The sequence below is a fragment of the Haemophilus sp. CCUG 60358 genome (genome assembly GCF_001679485.1).
Taxonomy (GTDB): Bacteria; Pseudomonadota; Gammaproteobacteria; order Enterobacterales; family Pasteurellaceae; genus Haemophilus_D.
The window spans coordinates 162,520-177,535 of record NZ_LZOZ01000019.1 but is presented as its reverse complement, the minus strand read 5'-3'; the positions used below and the strand labels follow the sequence as shown (position 1 = coordinate 177,535).

14 protein-coding genes and 1 tRNA gene are annotated in these 15,016 nt (G+C 38.7%); 10 read left to right on the top strand and 5 right to left on the bottom strand.

Translation table 11 applies throughout. From position 1 onward, the window contains the following. The first annotated feature begins 35 nt into the window (after positions 1–35). From A9500_RS09915 to A9500_RS09890, 6 genes are read left to right on the top strand one after another with little or no spacing between them, the layout of a single operon-like run. A complete protein-coding gene (locus A9500_RS09915) occupies positions 36–632 on the top strand; it encodes a host cell division inhibitor Icd-like protein (RefSeq protein ID WP_143421597.1) in 597 nt (198 codons plus the stop codon). Continuing rightward, positions 625–954, top strand: coding sequence for a hypothetical protein (locus tag A9500_RS09910; protein WP_065244807.1), 330 nt, complete (start codon positions 625–627; stop codon positions 952–954). Before A9500_RS09915 ends, A9500_RS09910 begins: the two co-directional genes overlap by 8 nt. Beyond that, positions 951–1,160, top strand: a complete 210-nt coding sequence (locus A9500_RS09905; protein ID WP_179854571.1) for a hypothetical protein — start codon at positions 951–953, stop codon at positions 1,158–1,160. Before A9500_RS09910 ends, A9500_RS09905 begins: the two co-directional genes overlap by 4 nt. Beyond that, positions 1,141–1,752, top strand: a complete 612-nt coding sequence (locus A9500_RS10780; RefSeq protein ID WP_065244806.1) for a hypothetical protein — start codon at positions 1,141–1,143, stop codon at positions 1,750–1,752. The genes A9500_RS09905 and A9500_RS10780 overlap by 20 nt, the downstream gene beginning before the upstream one ends. Before the next feature lies 1 nt (position 1,753). After that, positions 1,754–2,197: a hypothetical protein gene (locus tag A9500_RS09895; RefSeq protein WP_049381862.1), complete on the top strand. Its 444-nt coding sequence runs from the start codon at positions 1,754–1,756 to the stop codon at positions 2,195–2,197. Beyond that, positions 2,181–3,950 carry a phage/plasmid primase, P4 family gene (locus A9500_RS09890; RefSeq protein WP_065244805.1) on the top strand — a complete coding sequence of 590 codons (1,770 nt, stop codon included), beginning with the start codon at positions 2,181–2,183 and terminating at the stop codon, positions 3,948–3,950. The genes A9500_RS09895 and A9500_RS09890 overlap by 17 nt, the downstream gene beginning before the upstream one ends. Positions 3,951–4,122: 172 nt before the next feature. Here the strand turns inward: A9500_RS09890 and A9500_RS09885 are convergent, their stop codons facing one another. Both A9500_RS09885 and A9500_RS09880 read right to left on the bottom strand, forming a co-directional pair. Further along, positions 4,123–5,340, bottom strand: coding sequence for an integrase arm-type DNA-binding domain-containing protein (locus A9500_RS09885; protein WP_065244804.1), 1,218 nt, complete (start codon positions 5,338–5,340; stop codon positions 4,123–4,125). Between the two features lie 191 nt (positions 5,341–5,531). Then, positions 5,532–5,608: transfer RNA gene (locus A9500_RS09880), tRNA-Val, on the bottom strand. A gap of 226 nt (positions 5,609–5,834) precedes the next feature. On the opposite strand from A9500_RS09880, the gene pyk reads away from it, so the two are divergent. The 4 genes from pyk (at position 5,835) to pgi (ending at position 11,638) form a co-directional block, all read left to right on the top strand. Then, the gene (pyk, locus tag A9500_RS09875; RefSeq protein WP_049374316.1) at positions 5,835–7,271 is read left to right on the top strand and encodes a pyruvate kinase; all 1,437 of its coding nucleotides are present in this window, start codon (positions 5,835–5,837) and stop codon (positions 7,269–7,271) included. Between the two features lie 148 nt (positions 7,272–7,419). Continuing rightward, the gene (locus A9500_RS09870; protein ID WP_065244803.1) at positions 7,420–8,826 is read left to right on the top strand and encodes a replicative DNA helicase; all 1,407 of its coding nucleotides are present in this window, start codon (positions 7,420–7,422) and stop codon (positions 8,824–8,826) included. A 23-nt stretch (positions 8,827–8,849) separates the two neighbouring features. Next, the gene (alr, locus tag A9500_RS09865; RefSeq protein WP_065244802.1) at positions 8,850–9,932 is read left to right on the top strand and encodes an alanine racemase; all 1,083 of its coding nucleotides are present in this window, start codon (positions 8,850–8,852) and stop codon (positions 9,930–9,932) included. Positions 9,933–9,988: 56 nt separating this feature from the next. Then, complete coding sequence (pgi, locus tag A9500_RS09860; protein ID WP_065244801.1) at positions 9,989–11,638, top strand: glucose-6-phosphate isomerase; 1,650 nt, start codon at positions 9,989–9,991, stop codon at positions 11,636–11,638. A gap of 52 nt (positions 11,639–11,690) precedes the next feature. Here pgi and A9500_RS09855 read toward each other — a convergent pair whose 3' ends face one another. From A9500_RS09855 to A9500_RS09845, 3 genes are all read right to left on the bottom strand, one after another. Then, positions 11,691–12,863: an MFS transporter gene (locus tag A9500_RS09855; RefSeq protein WP_143421599.1), complete on the bottom strand. Its 1,173-nt coding sequence runs from the start codon at positions 12,861–12,863 to the stop codon at positions 11,691–11,693. A gap of 71 nt (positions 12,864–12,934) precedes the next feature. Next, entirely contained in the window at positions 12,935–13,552 is a 618-nt protein-coding gene (locus A9500_RS09850; RefSeq protein ID WP_065244799.1) for a dual specificity protein phosphatase family protein, read from the bottom strand. Positions 13,553–13,561: 9 nt separating this feature from the next. Further along, entirely contained in the window at positions 13,562–15,016 is a 1,455-nt protein-coding gene (locus A9500_RS09845) for a glycoside hydrolase family 32 protein (protein WP_065244798.1), read from the bottom strand.

Here is a 15,016-nt window from a genome sequence, read left to right as displayed (position 1 = left end):
CGTTAGCGCGCGGGCTTATACCATGGAGTTCAATCATGAATATAATTTATGTAAATTATAAACAATGTGAAAATAATTACAATAAATTTCACTTTACAAAGTTCAGTCAAATTTGCGACTATGTCTACGCCTTAGCAAAATCTAAGGCCAGCCGTGGAAAGCTGAATTTATATCTGGCGAACGACAGCACGCCATTGAACCGTGCTTTTTTTGTTCGTAACATTCGCACACCTAAAGAATATGCGGATTTTGTTTTACATATAAATCCGATCATTCTCTCAATGGTAGAGCGTAATGAGCCGTCTTTGACGGGCTGTCTTCCAGATATGGCAGTTTTCCACCTTGTTACGCTCTACCGCCCGACAGTGGAAAGTCTAGCGGTAGATTCTGAAAATCAATATCTGGAATCTACGCAAATGTATCAATTCATCTTCGCGGCTATTCGCCGTACTGATTTATCAAATCACCTTCAAAAAATCCGTATTACCGCTGATAGCGAACGCAACGCACGCGCTAAGCTTGCCCGTGAGTTCGTCTTAGTGCTTGCTGGAAGAATTAATCTTCAAAACGCTAGCGCTTTATCCGCAAATACTTTCCGTTCAATCTCTTTCGCGGAGGTGGACCATGCTTAGTTATGATGCTATTCAAATAGCTCTTCAAGATGTTGTTAATAGTAACGATGTAAGTGAGCAGACCTTAGAGAAAATTCGCACAGAAAGCGAATGTCTTTGTGAATCTATCGAATATGGCTTAATGGAATTGGGCGATATGATAAGTCGTTTAGGTTTCTTTGCTGAGAGTGAGCAAACCTTTGATCGCCACGCGATGAGTAATGACAATGTAAAACATATTGGAGCATTAATTCAGGCTAACGCTTATTTTCTTAATACCTTACGAGAAGCCTCTATCCAAGCAACTTATCATCTCAATGGTGGAGATAAGGGGGCGAAATGATGAGTAACACGAAATTCCCTTACACCCTTGTTTTTACCTATGACAACGGCGATCAATTCACTGCGGGTCAATATTGTTCACTTAGAGACGTACTACAAGCCAAAATCAGAGCAAAAGCTGAGATTGGCGAAAAAGATATTACCGGCAGACGTTTAGAAACTATCACAGTTTTAACGGAGGACGAAAATGAAACCAAAACCAACTAACCCAATAGCACAGCTTGAGCAATGGAAGAAAAACAATGAGCAAGCAAAAATAAATAAGTTTGTGAATGAAATGAACCAATCCAAAATTGGATTGGTTAAAGGTAACAAGCTCAATATTGAGCCGGTTAAAAGTGCGGTTAAACTCAAATTTGAGAAAAACCAGAATGCAAATTTACATTCTGTAGAAAATACGCAAGGAAACGAGCACAGCGCACCTAAAGCCAAATACCAAGGCAAACTATCATTCAACCCGTTAGTGTTTGAATATACTCAGATTTCTCGCCAATTTAAGCTAATTCATGACAGCAACCGGAAATGCCTTGAAGTTTATCCAGACGAGTTTCATCACAAAGTGAAATTCCGTAATGAACTAGCTGATTTAGTAGGGAAGTTAAAAGCTGGCTCAAAGTTACTTAATGAAATGGCTAAGTCGCAAGGCGTGGAAATTAAAGATAAGTACGGAGCGCTAAAGGGATTTAATCAAGCAAATAACTACTTAATCCATAAGTTTGTTGAAGTGATAGAGCAGATTGAGCAGTTACAAGTTGAAAATATTGAAAAACAAAAATTAATCGTTAGCGAGGGCAAATAAGATGGATATGAATCAAAAACTAGATTATTCAAAACTAACTCCTATTGAGTTAAAAGCGATCGCAATTAGTTATCAGAATATGAAAAAAGATGAAGGTGAAGCATTTAACTCATCTTTCCCTTATATGACTAGTGCGATAGAAGTATTAGCAGAGCAGTTATTTGATTATCCTGCTGATAATATTGAGGAGTTAAAAACTCTTCACGATGAATTATTAGCGGCAAATAAGCATTTATTACAATTAGCTCCAGTTCCACCCTCTTTAAATCCAGAGAAAATAGTATCAGAACTAACAAACGACCAAATTGTTGATAGATTATTAAAAATTAGCCTGGTTAATTCATTAGTTGAAACGCTCTCATATTTTCAAAATATTGTGTTAATGCGCATCAGTGATATTGAAAACGGAGTGATTAAAGGGGTGAATAATGGCTCGATTAATTAATGCTCCGCACCTTGCGGATCAACCGCATGAACCTTATTCCGATTTATTTGTGCTAGCTGGCTCTAAAGCATGGAAAGCATGGGATGACGGAAAAGGTGAAGAATGGCTCTTATTATGTTCGTTGGTGGATGGTCTAGAAAGTAATCAGAAACCAGTTATTCTAGGCAAGGATCAATTAAGCAAAATTTCTTCAACGCGTATAGCTAAAGAAGATCAGCAGTTAGTGAAGATTGCTCAATATGGCGAATTAAAACAGGAGGAAATCACCGCAATTTGTCAGAATTTAGCAAAAAACACTTCGGCTAGAGAGGTGAAACTCATTGATGCGGCCGCGCAAGTGAAAGAGGATTTAAGCTCTTACATTCAACGCTTGCGAACCGATAAAAAGACCGCTGATTTAGCAACGCAATTAGCTCCACCCGAAAAACTGAAAGAAAATGACGGGGTAAATAAGAAAGCACGAGCCTTGACGAAGTGGCTAAATATGGATTTAGCATTAAACCCAAAAGACCGAGAATTATATCGCTATGACGGCATAAGCTGGCAGTTAGTAGATAAGTTTGAGTTCTTAGATAGTGCAGTAGCCTTCTTTGATGAACAGGACTTCAATTATAGCGCGCGTTCAATAGAAAGCATCATTGATACAATCAAAATTCAATCCCCTAAAATGGGAACACAGGCACAAGAATTGATTGCTTTCAATAATGGCACTTTAAACCGCACTACGTTAGAGTTCTTGCCCCATTATCGGGAAAACTGGCTAATGTCTTATATTCCGCATGAATATCTAAATTCAGCGCAAAATACGCCATATTTTGATAAATGGTTAGAGTTTGTAAGCGGTGGTAAAGAAAGCAAAAAGAACGCTATTCTAGCGGCTTTATACGCAGTTTTAACTAATCGCAATGACTGGCAATTATTCTTTGAAGTAACAGGCGATGGCGGTAGTGGTAAATCTGTTTTTGCTAATATTGCCACTTTATTAGCTGGTGAGCAGAACACAGAAAGCGGGCGCTTAGTGGATTTAGATGAACCGCGTGGCCGAGAAAGCTTTGTAGGTAAAACTTTGCTAATTTGCCCTGAACAATCGCGTTATGGTGGTGATGGTGGTGGATTGAAAAGTATTACAGGGGGCGACCCTGTGAATATTGACCCAAAACACCGCACTAAATTTAAAGCGGTTATTCCCGCAGTAGTCTTAATCGTTAATAATGAGGCGACTAGATTTACAGAGCGTAGCGGTGGGATTGAGCGAAGAAGGGTAATCTTTCACTTTGACAAAGTAGTACCTGAAAACGAGCGAGACCCTAATTTCATGGATAAGATTGAGGGGGAAGTAGGGGGTATTATTTACAAACTAATACATACCTTTGAACAGCCTGAAACCGCTAAGGCCGCTTTAAGAGAGCAACAAACAAGTGATGAGGCTTTAGAAATAAAAAGCGAATCTGACCATATCACCGAATTTTGCGGCTACTTTTATACTACGCCACAGAATGACGGTTTGTATATAGGAAATGCTAATCTAGGTGGTAAGGCAAGAACGCACCTCTATCCGGCATACTTAGCATTTACGGCTGCAAGTGGAATCTCAAATACTCTTACTTTGAGAAACTTCTCAAATTCATTAAAGCAAGGATTTGCGCAGCATAAAAATAAATTCGAATTCTTCAAAGTTAAAGGAAAATTTGGATATCGCTCCAATGTTCACTTCAAAAACTATGATGAGTTCCAAAGTGAGTTCAATTCATAAACTAGGAAATAGGGGCGAAAGCCCCTTTTTTTATGCTTTTCTCTTAAAAGGTGAACAATTAGGGTGAACAATAATGTTCACCTATTCACCCGTAACCATATGAAATAAAAGGTAAAATTGGCAAGGTGAACAGGCGAACCAATTTTTGTAATATTTTTTACACGCCGCTCATTCACACGCTTTCTTTTTCGCATCGCTCCACAAAATCACTCCATAATTGCATCACAGGGCGGCGGAGTTCTACATAATCGTAACGGTTATACGCCTGACTTGTTTTATTCCCAATGCTATGAGCAAGACAACTTTCAGCAATACGGAAATCAACTTGCTGATCTTCTAAAAACGTTCTAGCTATCGATCTCAATCCGTGAGCATCTTGAATTCCTTTGTAGCCTATTTTTCTCAATGCGTTAGCTATTAGCTCTTTACTAGCTGATTGGTTAGGCTTGTGATAGTGAGAAAATACGAATTTGTCATCGCCTGTTATAGGTTTCAATTCTTCTAAAATCTTAAGCATTAAAGATGAAAGCGGAACAATGTGAGGAAATTGCCCTTGTCTTGTTTTTTTCATTTTAATTGCTGGAATAATCCATAGTTTCTTATCGAAATCAATTTCAGACCATTCAACAGAAACCGCCTCAGCTGGACGAACCATGGAAAGTAATTGCCAGCGGAACAAAACCTTTGTTAGATGATCTCTACTTGAATTTTTGAAGTCTTGTAATAGTTTCGGTAGTTCTTCCGGTTTGATTGCCGGGTGATGTTTTTGAGACTCTTTATGGTAAGCATCAGATGCTTTCAAGCAAGAATTAAACGAAATAAATCCTATTGTTACCGCATAATTTAAAATCTGATTAGCGAGGTTTAATAAACGGTGCAGCGTATCATTGAAACCTTTTTCATTTAATGGCCGAACAGTTTTAATCAATAAAGGGGAAGTAATCTGATCGATAGGGTAATTCCCAAGAGTAGGGAATAGATAGTTTTCTAATCTTGCCCAATTCTTTTCCATTGTCATAGGCTCAATTTCTTTACTTCTTTTTTCTTTCCAAAGTAAAGCGACTTTATAGAAAGTATTTTCGTTCTGAGCGTTTTTGATAAGTTCTTGTTCTTTTATGTATTCTTGCGGATCGATACTTTGAGCGAGTAGGGCGCGATATTCTTCGCGTTTTTGACGAGCTTGCGCAAGTGTTATAGCTGGATAAGTTCCAATAGTAAAAGATGTGCGCTTATTTGTTACTGGGTGATAATAATTAAAAATCCAAGCCTTAGCACCAGTAGGCTTAATACGTAAAAAAAGACCGTTACCATCACTTAGATTGTATTCTTTATCCTTTGTTTTCGCCTTATCTACTTCGGTATTTGTGAGCGGTTTAGTAACACGAGGCATCATTTTTCCTTAGTTTTAGTAACAAGATTTTTTGAAGTTTATCACCTTGTTACTAAACTTGTTACTAAAAAGTGCGGTTAAAGACAATTAAATCCGATTAGTGACGATAAGTGAAAGGGCTGAGAAGCCTTGAAAATACTAGGAAAAACAAAACCCCGCGAGTAGTTTCACGGGGCTGTGTTTAGGGTAAATGGTGCGACTAGCTGGACTCGAACCAGTGACCCCCACCATGTCAAGGTGGTGCTCTAACCAACTGAGCTATAGTCGCGTAAAAGATGTGGCAGATGATAAACAGTTTTAACGATGAAAACAAGGGGATTTGTTTTAAGTTAAATTTAGCTGCTAAAAAAATAACCAAAATTTGTTGCAAAAACTCTCAGTGCTTGTTTTGATTTTGCAGTGGTTTAAGCGTATAATGCGCGACGGTTTTTATCTCGGATGAGCCGAAATTAAAAAAGCTTTTTTAAATTGTAACTATTTGTGGAGTTTAGATAATGTCTAGAAAATTAAGAAGAACGAAGATTGTATGTACAATGGGTCCAGCTACAGACCGCGATAACAATCTTGAAAAAATTATCGCAGCAGGCGCTAATGTTGTACGTATGAACTTTTCTCACGGTACACCAGATGATCATATTGAGCGTGCTGAGCGTGTTCGTTCGATCGCGAAAAAATTAGGTAAAACCGTGGCAATTTTAGGTGACTTACAAGGTCCTAAAATTCGTGTTTCTACTTTTAAAGACGGCAAAATTTTCTTAAATGTTGGCGATAAATTTATTCTTGATGCGGAATTACCAAAAGGTGAGGGTAATCAAGAAGCTGTTGGTCTAGACTATAAAACTCTTCCACAAGATGTTGTTCCTGGCGATATTCTTTTATTAGATGATGGCCGTGTTCAATTAAAAGTCCTTTCTACTGATGGTGCAAAAGTATTTACTGAAGTGACAGTTGGTGGTCCATTATCAAACAATAAAGGGATCAACAAATTAGGCGGTGGTTTATCTGCAGATGCATTAACTGAAAAAGATAAAGCAGATATCATCACAGCTGCACGTATCGGTGTAGATTACTTAGCTGTATCTTTCCCTCGTTCAAGTGCAGATTTAAACTATGCGCGTGAATTAGCAAAACAAGCAGGTTTAGACGCGAAAATCGTTGCTAAAGTTGAACGTGCTGAAACGGTTGTTGATGAAGCAGCAATGGATGATATTATCCTGGCTTCTGATGTAATCATGGTTGCGCGTGGTGACTTAGGTGTTGAAATTGGTGACCCAGAATTAGTTGGCGTACAGAAAAAATTAATTCGTCGTTCACGTCAATTAAACCGTGCGGTTATTACTGCAACTCAAATGATGGAATCAATGATCAGCAACCCAATGCCTACTCGTGCAGAAGTGATGGATGTGGCAAATGCGGTATTGGATGGTACTGACGCGGTAATGCTTTCAGCAGAAACTGCAGCAGGGCAATATCCAGCTGAGACTGTGGCAACAATGGCACGCGTATGTTTAGGTGCAGAAAAAATGCCAAGCATCAATATTTCTAAACACCGTTTAGATCGTGAATTCAGAGATATTGAAGAATCTGTCGCAATGTCTGCAATGTATGCAGCAAACCACTTAAGCGGCATTGCAGCAATTATTACATTAAGCCACTCTGGTCGTACACCATTATTAATGTCGCGTATCAGTTCAGGTTTACCAATCTTTGCACTTTCTCGTGTTCAAGAAACATTAAACCGTTGTGCATTATATCGCGGCGTGACACCAGTTCATTTTGATGGTGAATCTCGTAGCTCTGCGGGTGCAAAAGCAGCGATTAACCTATTAAAAGAAAAAGGTTATTTAGTTTCTGGTGATGTTGTTTTATTAACACAAGGTGATGAGTCAGAAGGTACAACTAACGTTTGTCGTACTTTAACTGTTGAATAATCAACATTCATGAATAAAAAAGAGCGGTGGATTTTTCCACCGTTTTTTTATATCTAAAATATTGAAAATATTGACCGCACTTTTTTCTTAAAACCACCTCGTATTTGCGGTATCATAAGCATAGTTTTTAGTTTAAATTGAAATCCTTATGGCCTCACAAAGACAAATCCAATCTCCAGATCAGAAAACTGAACAAGTTAGCATCCCGCCTCATTCCACTGAAGCCGAACAAGCTGTACTTGGTGGCATTATGTTGAGTAATCAACATTGGGATGGTATTGCTGAAAGAGTAATTGCTGAGGATTTTTATACTTTTGCACATAAAGCAATCTTCCAAACCATGGAAGAATTAATGCGTAACCAAACACCGATTGATTTAATCACCCTTGATCAAGCCCTTAAAGCGAAAGGTATTAGTGATTCTGTAGGCGGTTTTGCTTATTTAGCGGATCTTTCTAATAATACGCCAAATGCCATTAATATTTTGGCTTATGCTGAAATCGTGCGTGAAAAAGCGATTTTGCGTGAGCTTATTGCTGTGGGAAATCGTATCGCAGAAAATAGCTATTCTCCGAAAGGCAAAGACATCAAAATGGTGTTGGATGAAGCCGAGAGAGAAGTGTTCGCTATTGCTGAAAAACGCAGTTCTTCAACTGAAGGGCCACAAAATGTGATCAGCGTGTTGGAAAGTACCATTGCTCGAATTGATACCTTAAGTAAGCTTGAAAATCATAGCGGTGTGACAGGGGTCACAACGGGCTTTGTTGACTTAGATAAGAAAACAGCAGGGCTACAACCTTCAGACCTCATCATTGTTGCTGCACGTCCTTCTATGGGTAAAACCACGTTTGCTATGAACCTTTGTGAAAATGCCGCCATGGCAAGTGATAAGCCTGTGTTGGTATTCAGTTTAGAGATGCCTGCGGAACAAATCATGATGCGTATGATTGCCTCTCTTGCTCGCGTGGACCAAACCAAAATTCGTACTGGTCAAAATTTGGATGAAACGGAATGGAGCAAAATTGCCAGCGTGTTTGGGATGTTTAAACAAAAAAATAATCTTTATATTGATGATTCATCAGGTTTAACTCCAACAGAATTGCGCTCTCGAGCACGTCGTGTGTACCGCGAAAACAATGGTTTGAGCATGATTATGGTGGATTACCTTCAGTTAATGCGTGCACCGGCATTCTCAGACAACCGAACCTTAGAGATTGCTGAGATTTCCCGTTCGTTAAAAGCATTAGCGAAAGAATTAGAAGTCCCCGTTGTAGCTCTTTCCCAGCTTAACCGTACTTTGGAGCAACGTGCAGATAAACGCCCAGTAAACTCGGACTTGCGTGAATCAGGCTCTATTGAGCAGGATGCTGACTTGATTATGTTTATTTATCGTGACGAAGTATATAACGATAATTCTGAAGATAAAGGGGTTGCTGAAATCATTATTGGTAAACAACGTAACGGTCCGATTGGTCGTGTACGTTTAGCATTTAACGGTCAATTCTCACGCTTTGATAACCTTGCCGAACAGCGTGAATACAGAGATGATTATTAGGCAAGAGATAACGGATTAGAAAAATGAACGTAAAACCGGCAACAGCGAAAATCAGTTCGCTTGCCCTAAAACATAATTTACAAGTTATTAAAGAAAAAGCACCACACAGCAAAATTATTGCCGTGGTAAAAGCAAACGCATATGGTCACGGTGTGGTGTTTGTCTCATCCGCTTTAGAAAGCATGGTGGATTGTTTTGCTGTAGCACGTTTGGAAGAGGCGTTATCTTTACGCTCCAACGGTATTATTAAACCGATCTTATTGCTAGAAGGCTTTTTCGATGAAAAAGATCTGCCTATTATTGCAGTAAATAATATTGAGACGGTGGTACATAACCGCGAACAGCTTGAAGCATTAAAACGAGCTGTAGTACCAAGTCCAATTAAAGTCTGGTTAAAAATTGATACTGGTATGCACCGTTTAGGTGTGTCGCTTGATGAAGTGGATTATTTTTATCAAGAGCTGAAAAAACTTCCTCAAATTCAACCGCACTTAGGTTTTGTGAGTCATTTTAGCCGTGCTGATGAGTTAGATTCAGATTACACTCAAGTTCAGTTAGATCGTTTTCTTCAAGCCACAAAAAATAAAGAGGGAGAGCGAACCATTGCCGCATCAGGCGGGATTTTATTCTGGCCAGAAGCCCATTTAGATTGTATTCGCCCAGGGATTATTATGTACGGCATTTCACCAACAGATACTGTCGGTGCTGAATTTGGTTTAACTCCCGTGATGAATTTAACGTCATCTTTGCTTGCTGTACGTGATCATAAAAAAGGGGAGCCTGTTGGCTATGGCGGTATTTGGACGAGTCCGAAAGATACTAAAATTGGCGTGGTTGCCATTGGTTATGGTGATGGATATCCGCGTGATGTGCCGGAGGGTACGCCAGTTTATCTAAATGGTCGTATTGTTCCTATTGTTGGTCGAGTTTCAATGGATATGTTGACGGTAGATTTAGGCGCAGATAGCCAAGATAAAGTCGGTGATGAAGTAATTTTATGGGGTAAGGAATTACCAATTGAAACGGTAGCTAAATACAGTGGTATTTTAAGCTATGAACTGATTACAAAATTAACGCCTCGTGTTATAACAGAATATGTCGATTAATTGTTTTTGTAAGAAAGCAAAAATGTAAAGAATTCAATTTTTAAAAGGAAATATTCATGAAAAACATCAACCCAACCAATACACAAGCTTGGAAAGCACTTGAAGCTCATCAATCTCAGCTGGCTAATACCACGATTGCTGATTTGTTCAAACAAGAACAAAATCGTTTTAACGATTATTCTTTAAATTTTGAAAATCAAATCTTAGTGGATTTTTCAAAAAATAAAATTAACCAAGAAACCCTCAAATTGCTTCGTCAATTAGCCAAAGAATCTGCATTAGATGAAGCAATTAATGCTATGTTTACAGGTGAGAAAATTAATCGTACAGAAAATCGAGCCGTATTACATACCGCACTTCGTAACCGTTCAAATACACCTGTCTATGTAGATGGCAAAGATGTGATGCCGGAAGTGAATGCAGTATTAGCGAAAATGAGCGCGTTCTGTGATCGTGTGATTTCAGGTGAGTGGAAAGGTTATACAGGAAAAGCGATTACTGATGTAGTGAATATTGGTATCGGTGGTTCAGACTTGGGGCCTTATATGGTGACTGAAGCGCTTCGTCCTTATAAAAATCACTTGAATATGCACTTCGTTTCAAACGTAGATGGTACACATATCGCTGAAACGTTGAAAAAAGTAAATCCTGAAACCACACTTTTCTTAGTCGCATCTAAAACCTTTACCACACAAGAAACTATGACCAATGCGAATTCTGCACGTGATTGGTTATTGGCGGCAGCGAAAGATAACAGCGCGGTGGCAAAACACTTTGCTGCACTTTCGACCAACGGTAAAGCGGTAGCAGAATTTGGTATTGATACAAACAATATGTTTGAGTTCTGGGATTGGGTTGGTGGCCGTTATTCTTTATGGTCTGCAATCGGTCTTTCAATCGCACTTTCAATCGGCTTTGATAATTTTGAAGCACTATTAAGTGGTGCGCATGAAATGGATAAACATTTCCGTACTGCACCATTAGAAAAAAATATCCCAGCGACATTAGCGTTAGTAGGCTTATGGAATACTAACTTCCTTGGTGCACAAACTGAAGCAATTTTACCTTATGACCAATATTTACACCGTTTTGCGGCTTATTTCCAACAAGGTAACATGGAATCAAACGGTAAATATGTCGATCGTAATGGCGATGTTATCCGTGATTATCAAACTGGCCCAATTATTTGGGGGGAACCGGGTACAAATGGTCAGCATGCGTTCTATCAATTGATTCACCAAGGTACGATGTTAATCCCTTGTGACTTTATCGCGCCGGCACAAAGCCATAATCCACTAGGTGATCACCACAGCAAATTGTTATCAAACTTCTTTGCACAAACTGAAGCACTTGCTTTCGGTAAAACCAAAGAAGAAGTCGAAGCAGAATTTGTGAAAGCGGGTAAATCTTTAGATGAGGTAAAAGACATTGTGCCATTTAAGGTCTTTACAGGTAACAAACCGACCAACTCTATTTTAGTGCAAAAAATGACACCATTTGTTCTTGGCGCATTAATTGCAATGTACGAACACAAGATTTTTGCACAAGGTGTGATTTTCAATATCTTTAGTTTCGACCAATGGGGCGTGGAATTAGGTAAACAATTAGCAAATCGAATTCTTCCTGAATTGGCAGACAAAGAGAATGTTTCAAGCCATGATAGCTCAACCAATGGATTGATTAACCAATTCAAAGCATGGCGATAAGATAATAGAAAGCAAAAGAGCGATCAAAATTGACCGCTCTTTTTTATTTTAATCAAACCGATTTGACTTTCCACATACAGCCTACGCTGATAAAAATTAGTGCCACAGCGACATAAAAAACAGAGTTGTAATGCCAAATTTCCGCAATAATACCCGCAATAGGTCCTCCGATAATCCAACTACTTTTTGCTGCATTACTAAATAAGGTGGTGGCAGTGCCCATTTTAGTCGGCATTAAATCTTGGAAATACACCATCCCAATCGTAGCGGTAATACCAATAAAAATCGCATTAAGCATTTGCAATCCGATAAGCTGCCAAGTTTGCTCAGCGAATAATAAACTTGAATAGAAGGCGAGACCTGAAACTAAAGCAATCATCATCAAGCGCTTTTTACTGAAATATTTGGTGAGATAGCCCGCCAAAATCATCACAGGAATTTCCAAGCCTGCAGCCGTCCCCATTAATGTTCCTGCCAGTTCTTTGTCTAAATGTAATTCATTAATCACAAATAATGGCATATTAATGAGATACATGCTGTTACAGGTCCAAAGCAATAGATTAGCGATGAACAAGTAAATCACACTTTTTCTTGGTGGCGTATTGTCTAAAACCTCTTGATTTTTAACCGCACTTTGACGAGGAATTTTCGGCAATAATTTGCTGACGCCTGCACACAGTAAAAAGGCAGAACCTGCCACCAAATACATGTAATCAAAGCCCCAGTTTAAGGCAATGAAAAAGGAAAGTGGTGGCCCAACAATCCAAGCCAATGAGATTTGAGTTCGCATAATTGTGGTGAACATCACCGCTTCACGATGACTACTTTCAGCATATTCTCGCGCTAAAGCAAAAGATTGCGGATTAGCGGATGAACCTAGCCCTAATAGCGTTGTGCCGATAATAATTAACACATAATAATTTCGGCTATAAGCAAAAATCAGACAGCCAAGCACAGCAATTAAACAGCAAACAATCATCACTTTGCGACGGTCATCTTGCTTATCAGAATATTTTGCGAGAATTTGGCTCAAGATAATGCCAATAATGGCATTGACTGAATAGAACAAACCCACAAAAAAAGGTGAAACTTGAATCTCTTGAGAGAGATATAAACTCAAGGTCGGCGTTTGAAATGCAGATGCAATCCCCGTTAAAAAGGCAATCAATAGAAAATTGAACGCCACAATATTGGATGGCGTTGCGTTTTGTTGTTGAACAAACATAGTCATTAATTTTAATAAAAGAACATAGTTGGAAATAAAAGTGCGGTTAATTTTAACCGCACTTTCATGTTTTATTTTGTTGCGTTAGAACGTTTATCTAATTCAGCTTTGATCTTAGCCATATTTTCTTGCGTGAAGAAATTATCAATATTTTTCCAAACAGAATGATAGCCGTAAGGGCCTTGTTGCATTTCACGTTTGGCTTCATTGAGATCCCAATTTTGATAAATCACACGGTAGCTTGCAACAATTAAGCCAGTCCTGTCAGCGCCATGATAACAATGCACTAAAACCGCACCGTTTTTTTGATGTTGTTTGATTTGCCACAGAATATCAGCCACTTCATCGGGACTGATCGACCAAGTTAGTAATGGGGTATTAATCAAATTGATCTTAGTATGGCCAAATGCTTGTTTATCATCATTACGGTCAAAAAAGCGTAAATTCACAATCGTGTGAATATTCAACTTATTTAATAATGTTTCAGATTGCGGCTCTAATTGCTCACTACGGTAAAATTTATTATCAATCTGATATAAATTTTCCTGTTCGCTGATTAGCGTTGCCCAATGTTCTGTATTTTTTTGCGGTTCACTTGGTGTTGTCGTACAGGCGACTAATGAAAAAGCCGTTAAAGCAAAAAGGACATTTTTGCTCATCTTGTATAAATTGAAATGAGTTTGTTTCATAAAAACCTTTTAAATATATTGAATAGCCGGTAAATAACCGATCATTAAATCTAACGGGCGATTGCTGGTTATTGTATTCTCTCTGTTCTCAATGAAAAATCTTGATGTCATGACTTTTTCACCGTGATTCAAGAAAATTTCAATAATTGAGCGATCAAAGAAGATTTCAACGGTCTGCAAATTTTCAATTTCGCAGAAACGTTTCGTATCGAATTTCTCCATTAATTCGGTTTGTTCGCTTTGACTGCGATCTAAGCAAATCAAACCATTTTCGTAAGATAGATGCAGTGATTGTCCTTTTTCATTTTGGAAGAAGGTTAAGTCAAAGGCTTGGTTATTTACCTCAAATTTAAGATACGCACGATCTAAATTGGCAATATCCGCTTTCTCATCGAAATGAAGCGCTGAAAGTGCGGTCAGATTTTCGTCTATTTTAGCAATCGGACGTTGATAAATTTTTGTGCCTTCTAAGCGCAATTCTCTTGGCAAGGTTAAAGCAGAATGCCATTTAAATTTATCTGTTGGGTAAGTTAAATCTGGCAAACCAATCCAACCGAAAAGCACAGCACAAGTTTGATTATCTAAGCCGCCAAACGTTTGTGGTGCGTAGAAATCAAAACCCTGATCTAATTCGCCGATATATTCTGCTTCAAAGGTTAAATCCGTTAATTTACCCACAGCATAAGTCGCATGATAATTATTTTGGAATTGATGTGCTTCCCGATCTTTACCTTGTGGCGACCAAATAAACACATCTTTATCACCGAGCTTCAATAGGTCAGGGCATTCCCACATAAACACGTTTTTATTATCAAAAGCGGGTAAGGAAAGCTCGCCTAATAAACGAGGCGTATCTTCAAGATTGTCCATTTCAAAAATAATGGCTGTTCCTGTGAGGTTTTCTCGCTGTGCACCACAGATAAAACGGATTTTTCCGTCTTCAGTAAAATACGGTTTCGGGTCGCGAACATGCTCCGTATAACCTTCAGGTGCATTTTCAATTAACGGACGTTTGCTAAGCAATTTCCCATTAAGATTGAAAATTGCTAAATTTTGATAAGGTACGCGTTGATTATCACTTGGTCGACGAGTATTGCCGGTATAGAACATGGCCAATTTGTCACCAACTTTCAAAGCGCCACCAGAATAACAGCCGTGAGACTCAAAAAGCTCGCAAGGAACCAGATCATCTGCTGATTGATAATGTTGGAAATCTTTCGTGATTAAATGCTTCCAATGTTTCATCCCGTGAATTGCATCGAATGGAAACCATTGGTAGAACAGATGATACTTTTCACCATCAAAGATCAAACCATTCGGATCATTCATTAAGCCTGTTGGTGGGGCAATATGAAGGTGCGGTCGAAAATCTTTGTCTTTTTGCACGGTTTCAGCAATTTCTGCGAGTTCGCCTTTCTCTGCTGCTAGGATGCTTTTGTATTTGCCATTATTGAAAATAATCAT

Bases quoted from the DNA above. Each gene is read 5' to 3' on its own strand.
- A9500_RS09915 (WP_143421597.1), top strand. From the start codon at position 36: ATGAATATAATTTATGTAAATTATAAACAATGTGAAAATAATTACAAT.
- A9500_RS09910 (WP_065244807.1), top strand. From the start codon at position 625: ATGCTTAGTTATGATGCTATTCAAATAGCTCTTCAAGATGTTGTTAAT.
- A9500_RS09905 (WP_179854571.1), top strand. From the start codon at position 951: ATGATGAGTAACACGAAATTCCCTTACACCCTTGTTTTTACCTATGAC.
- A9500_RS10780 (WP_065244806.1), top strand. From the start codon at position 1,141: ATGAAACCAAAACCAACTAACCCAATAGCACAGCTTGAGCAATGGAAG.
- A9500_RS09895 (WP_049381862.1), top strand. From the start codon at position 1,754: ATGGATATGAATCAAAAACTAGATTATTCAAAACTAACTCCTATTGAG.
- A9500_RS09890 (WP_065244805.1), top strand. From the start codon at position 2,181: ATGGCTCGATTAATTAATGCTCCGCACCTTGCGGATCAACCGCATGAA.
- A9500_RS09885 (WP_065244804.1), bottom strand. From the start codon at position 5,340: ATGCCTCGTGTTACTAAACCGCTCACAAATACCGAAGTAGATAAGGCG.
- pyk (WP_049374316.1), top strand. From the start codon at position 5,835: ATGTCTAGAAAATTAAGAAGAACGAAGATTGTATGTACAATGGGTCCA.
- A9500_RS09870 (WP_065244803.1), top strand. From the start codon at position 7,420: ATGGCCTCACAAAGACAAATCCAATCTCCAGATCAGAAAACTGAACAA.
- alr (WP_065244802.1), top strand. From the start codon at position 8,850: ATGAACGTAAAACCGGCAACAGCGAAAATCAGTTCGCTTGCCCTAAAA.
- pgi (WP_065244801.1), top strand. From the start codon at position 9,989: ATGAAAAACATCAACCCAACCAATACACAAGCTTGGAAAGCACTTGAA.
- A9500_RS09855 (WP_143421599.1), bottom strand. From the start codon at position 12,863: ATGTTTGTTCAACAACAAAACGCAACGCCATCCAATATTGTGGCGTTC.
- A9500_RS09850 (WP_065244799.1), bottom strand. From the start codon at position 13,552: ATGAAACAAACTCATTTCAATTTATACAAGATGAGCAAAAATGTCCTT.
- A9500_RS09845 (WP_065244798.1), bottom strand. From the start codon at position 15,016: ATGATTATTTTCAATAATGGCAAATACAAAAGCATCCTAGCAGCAGAG.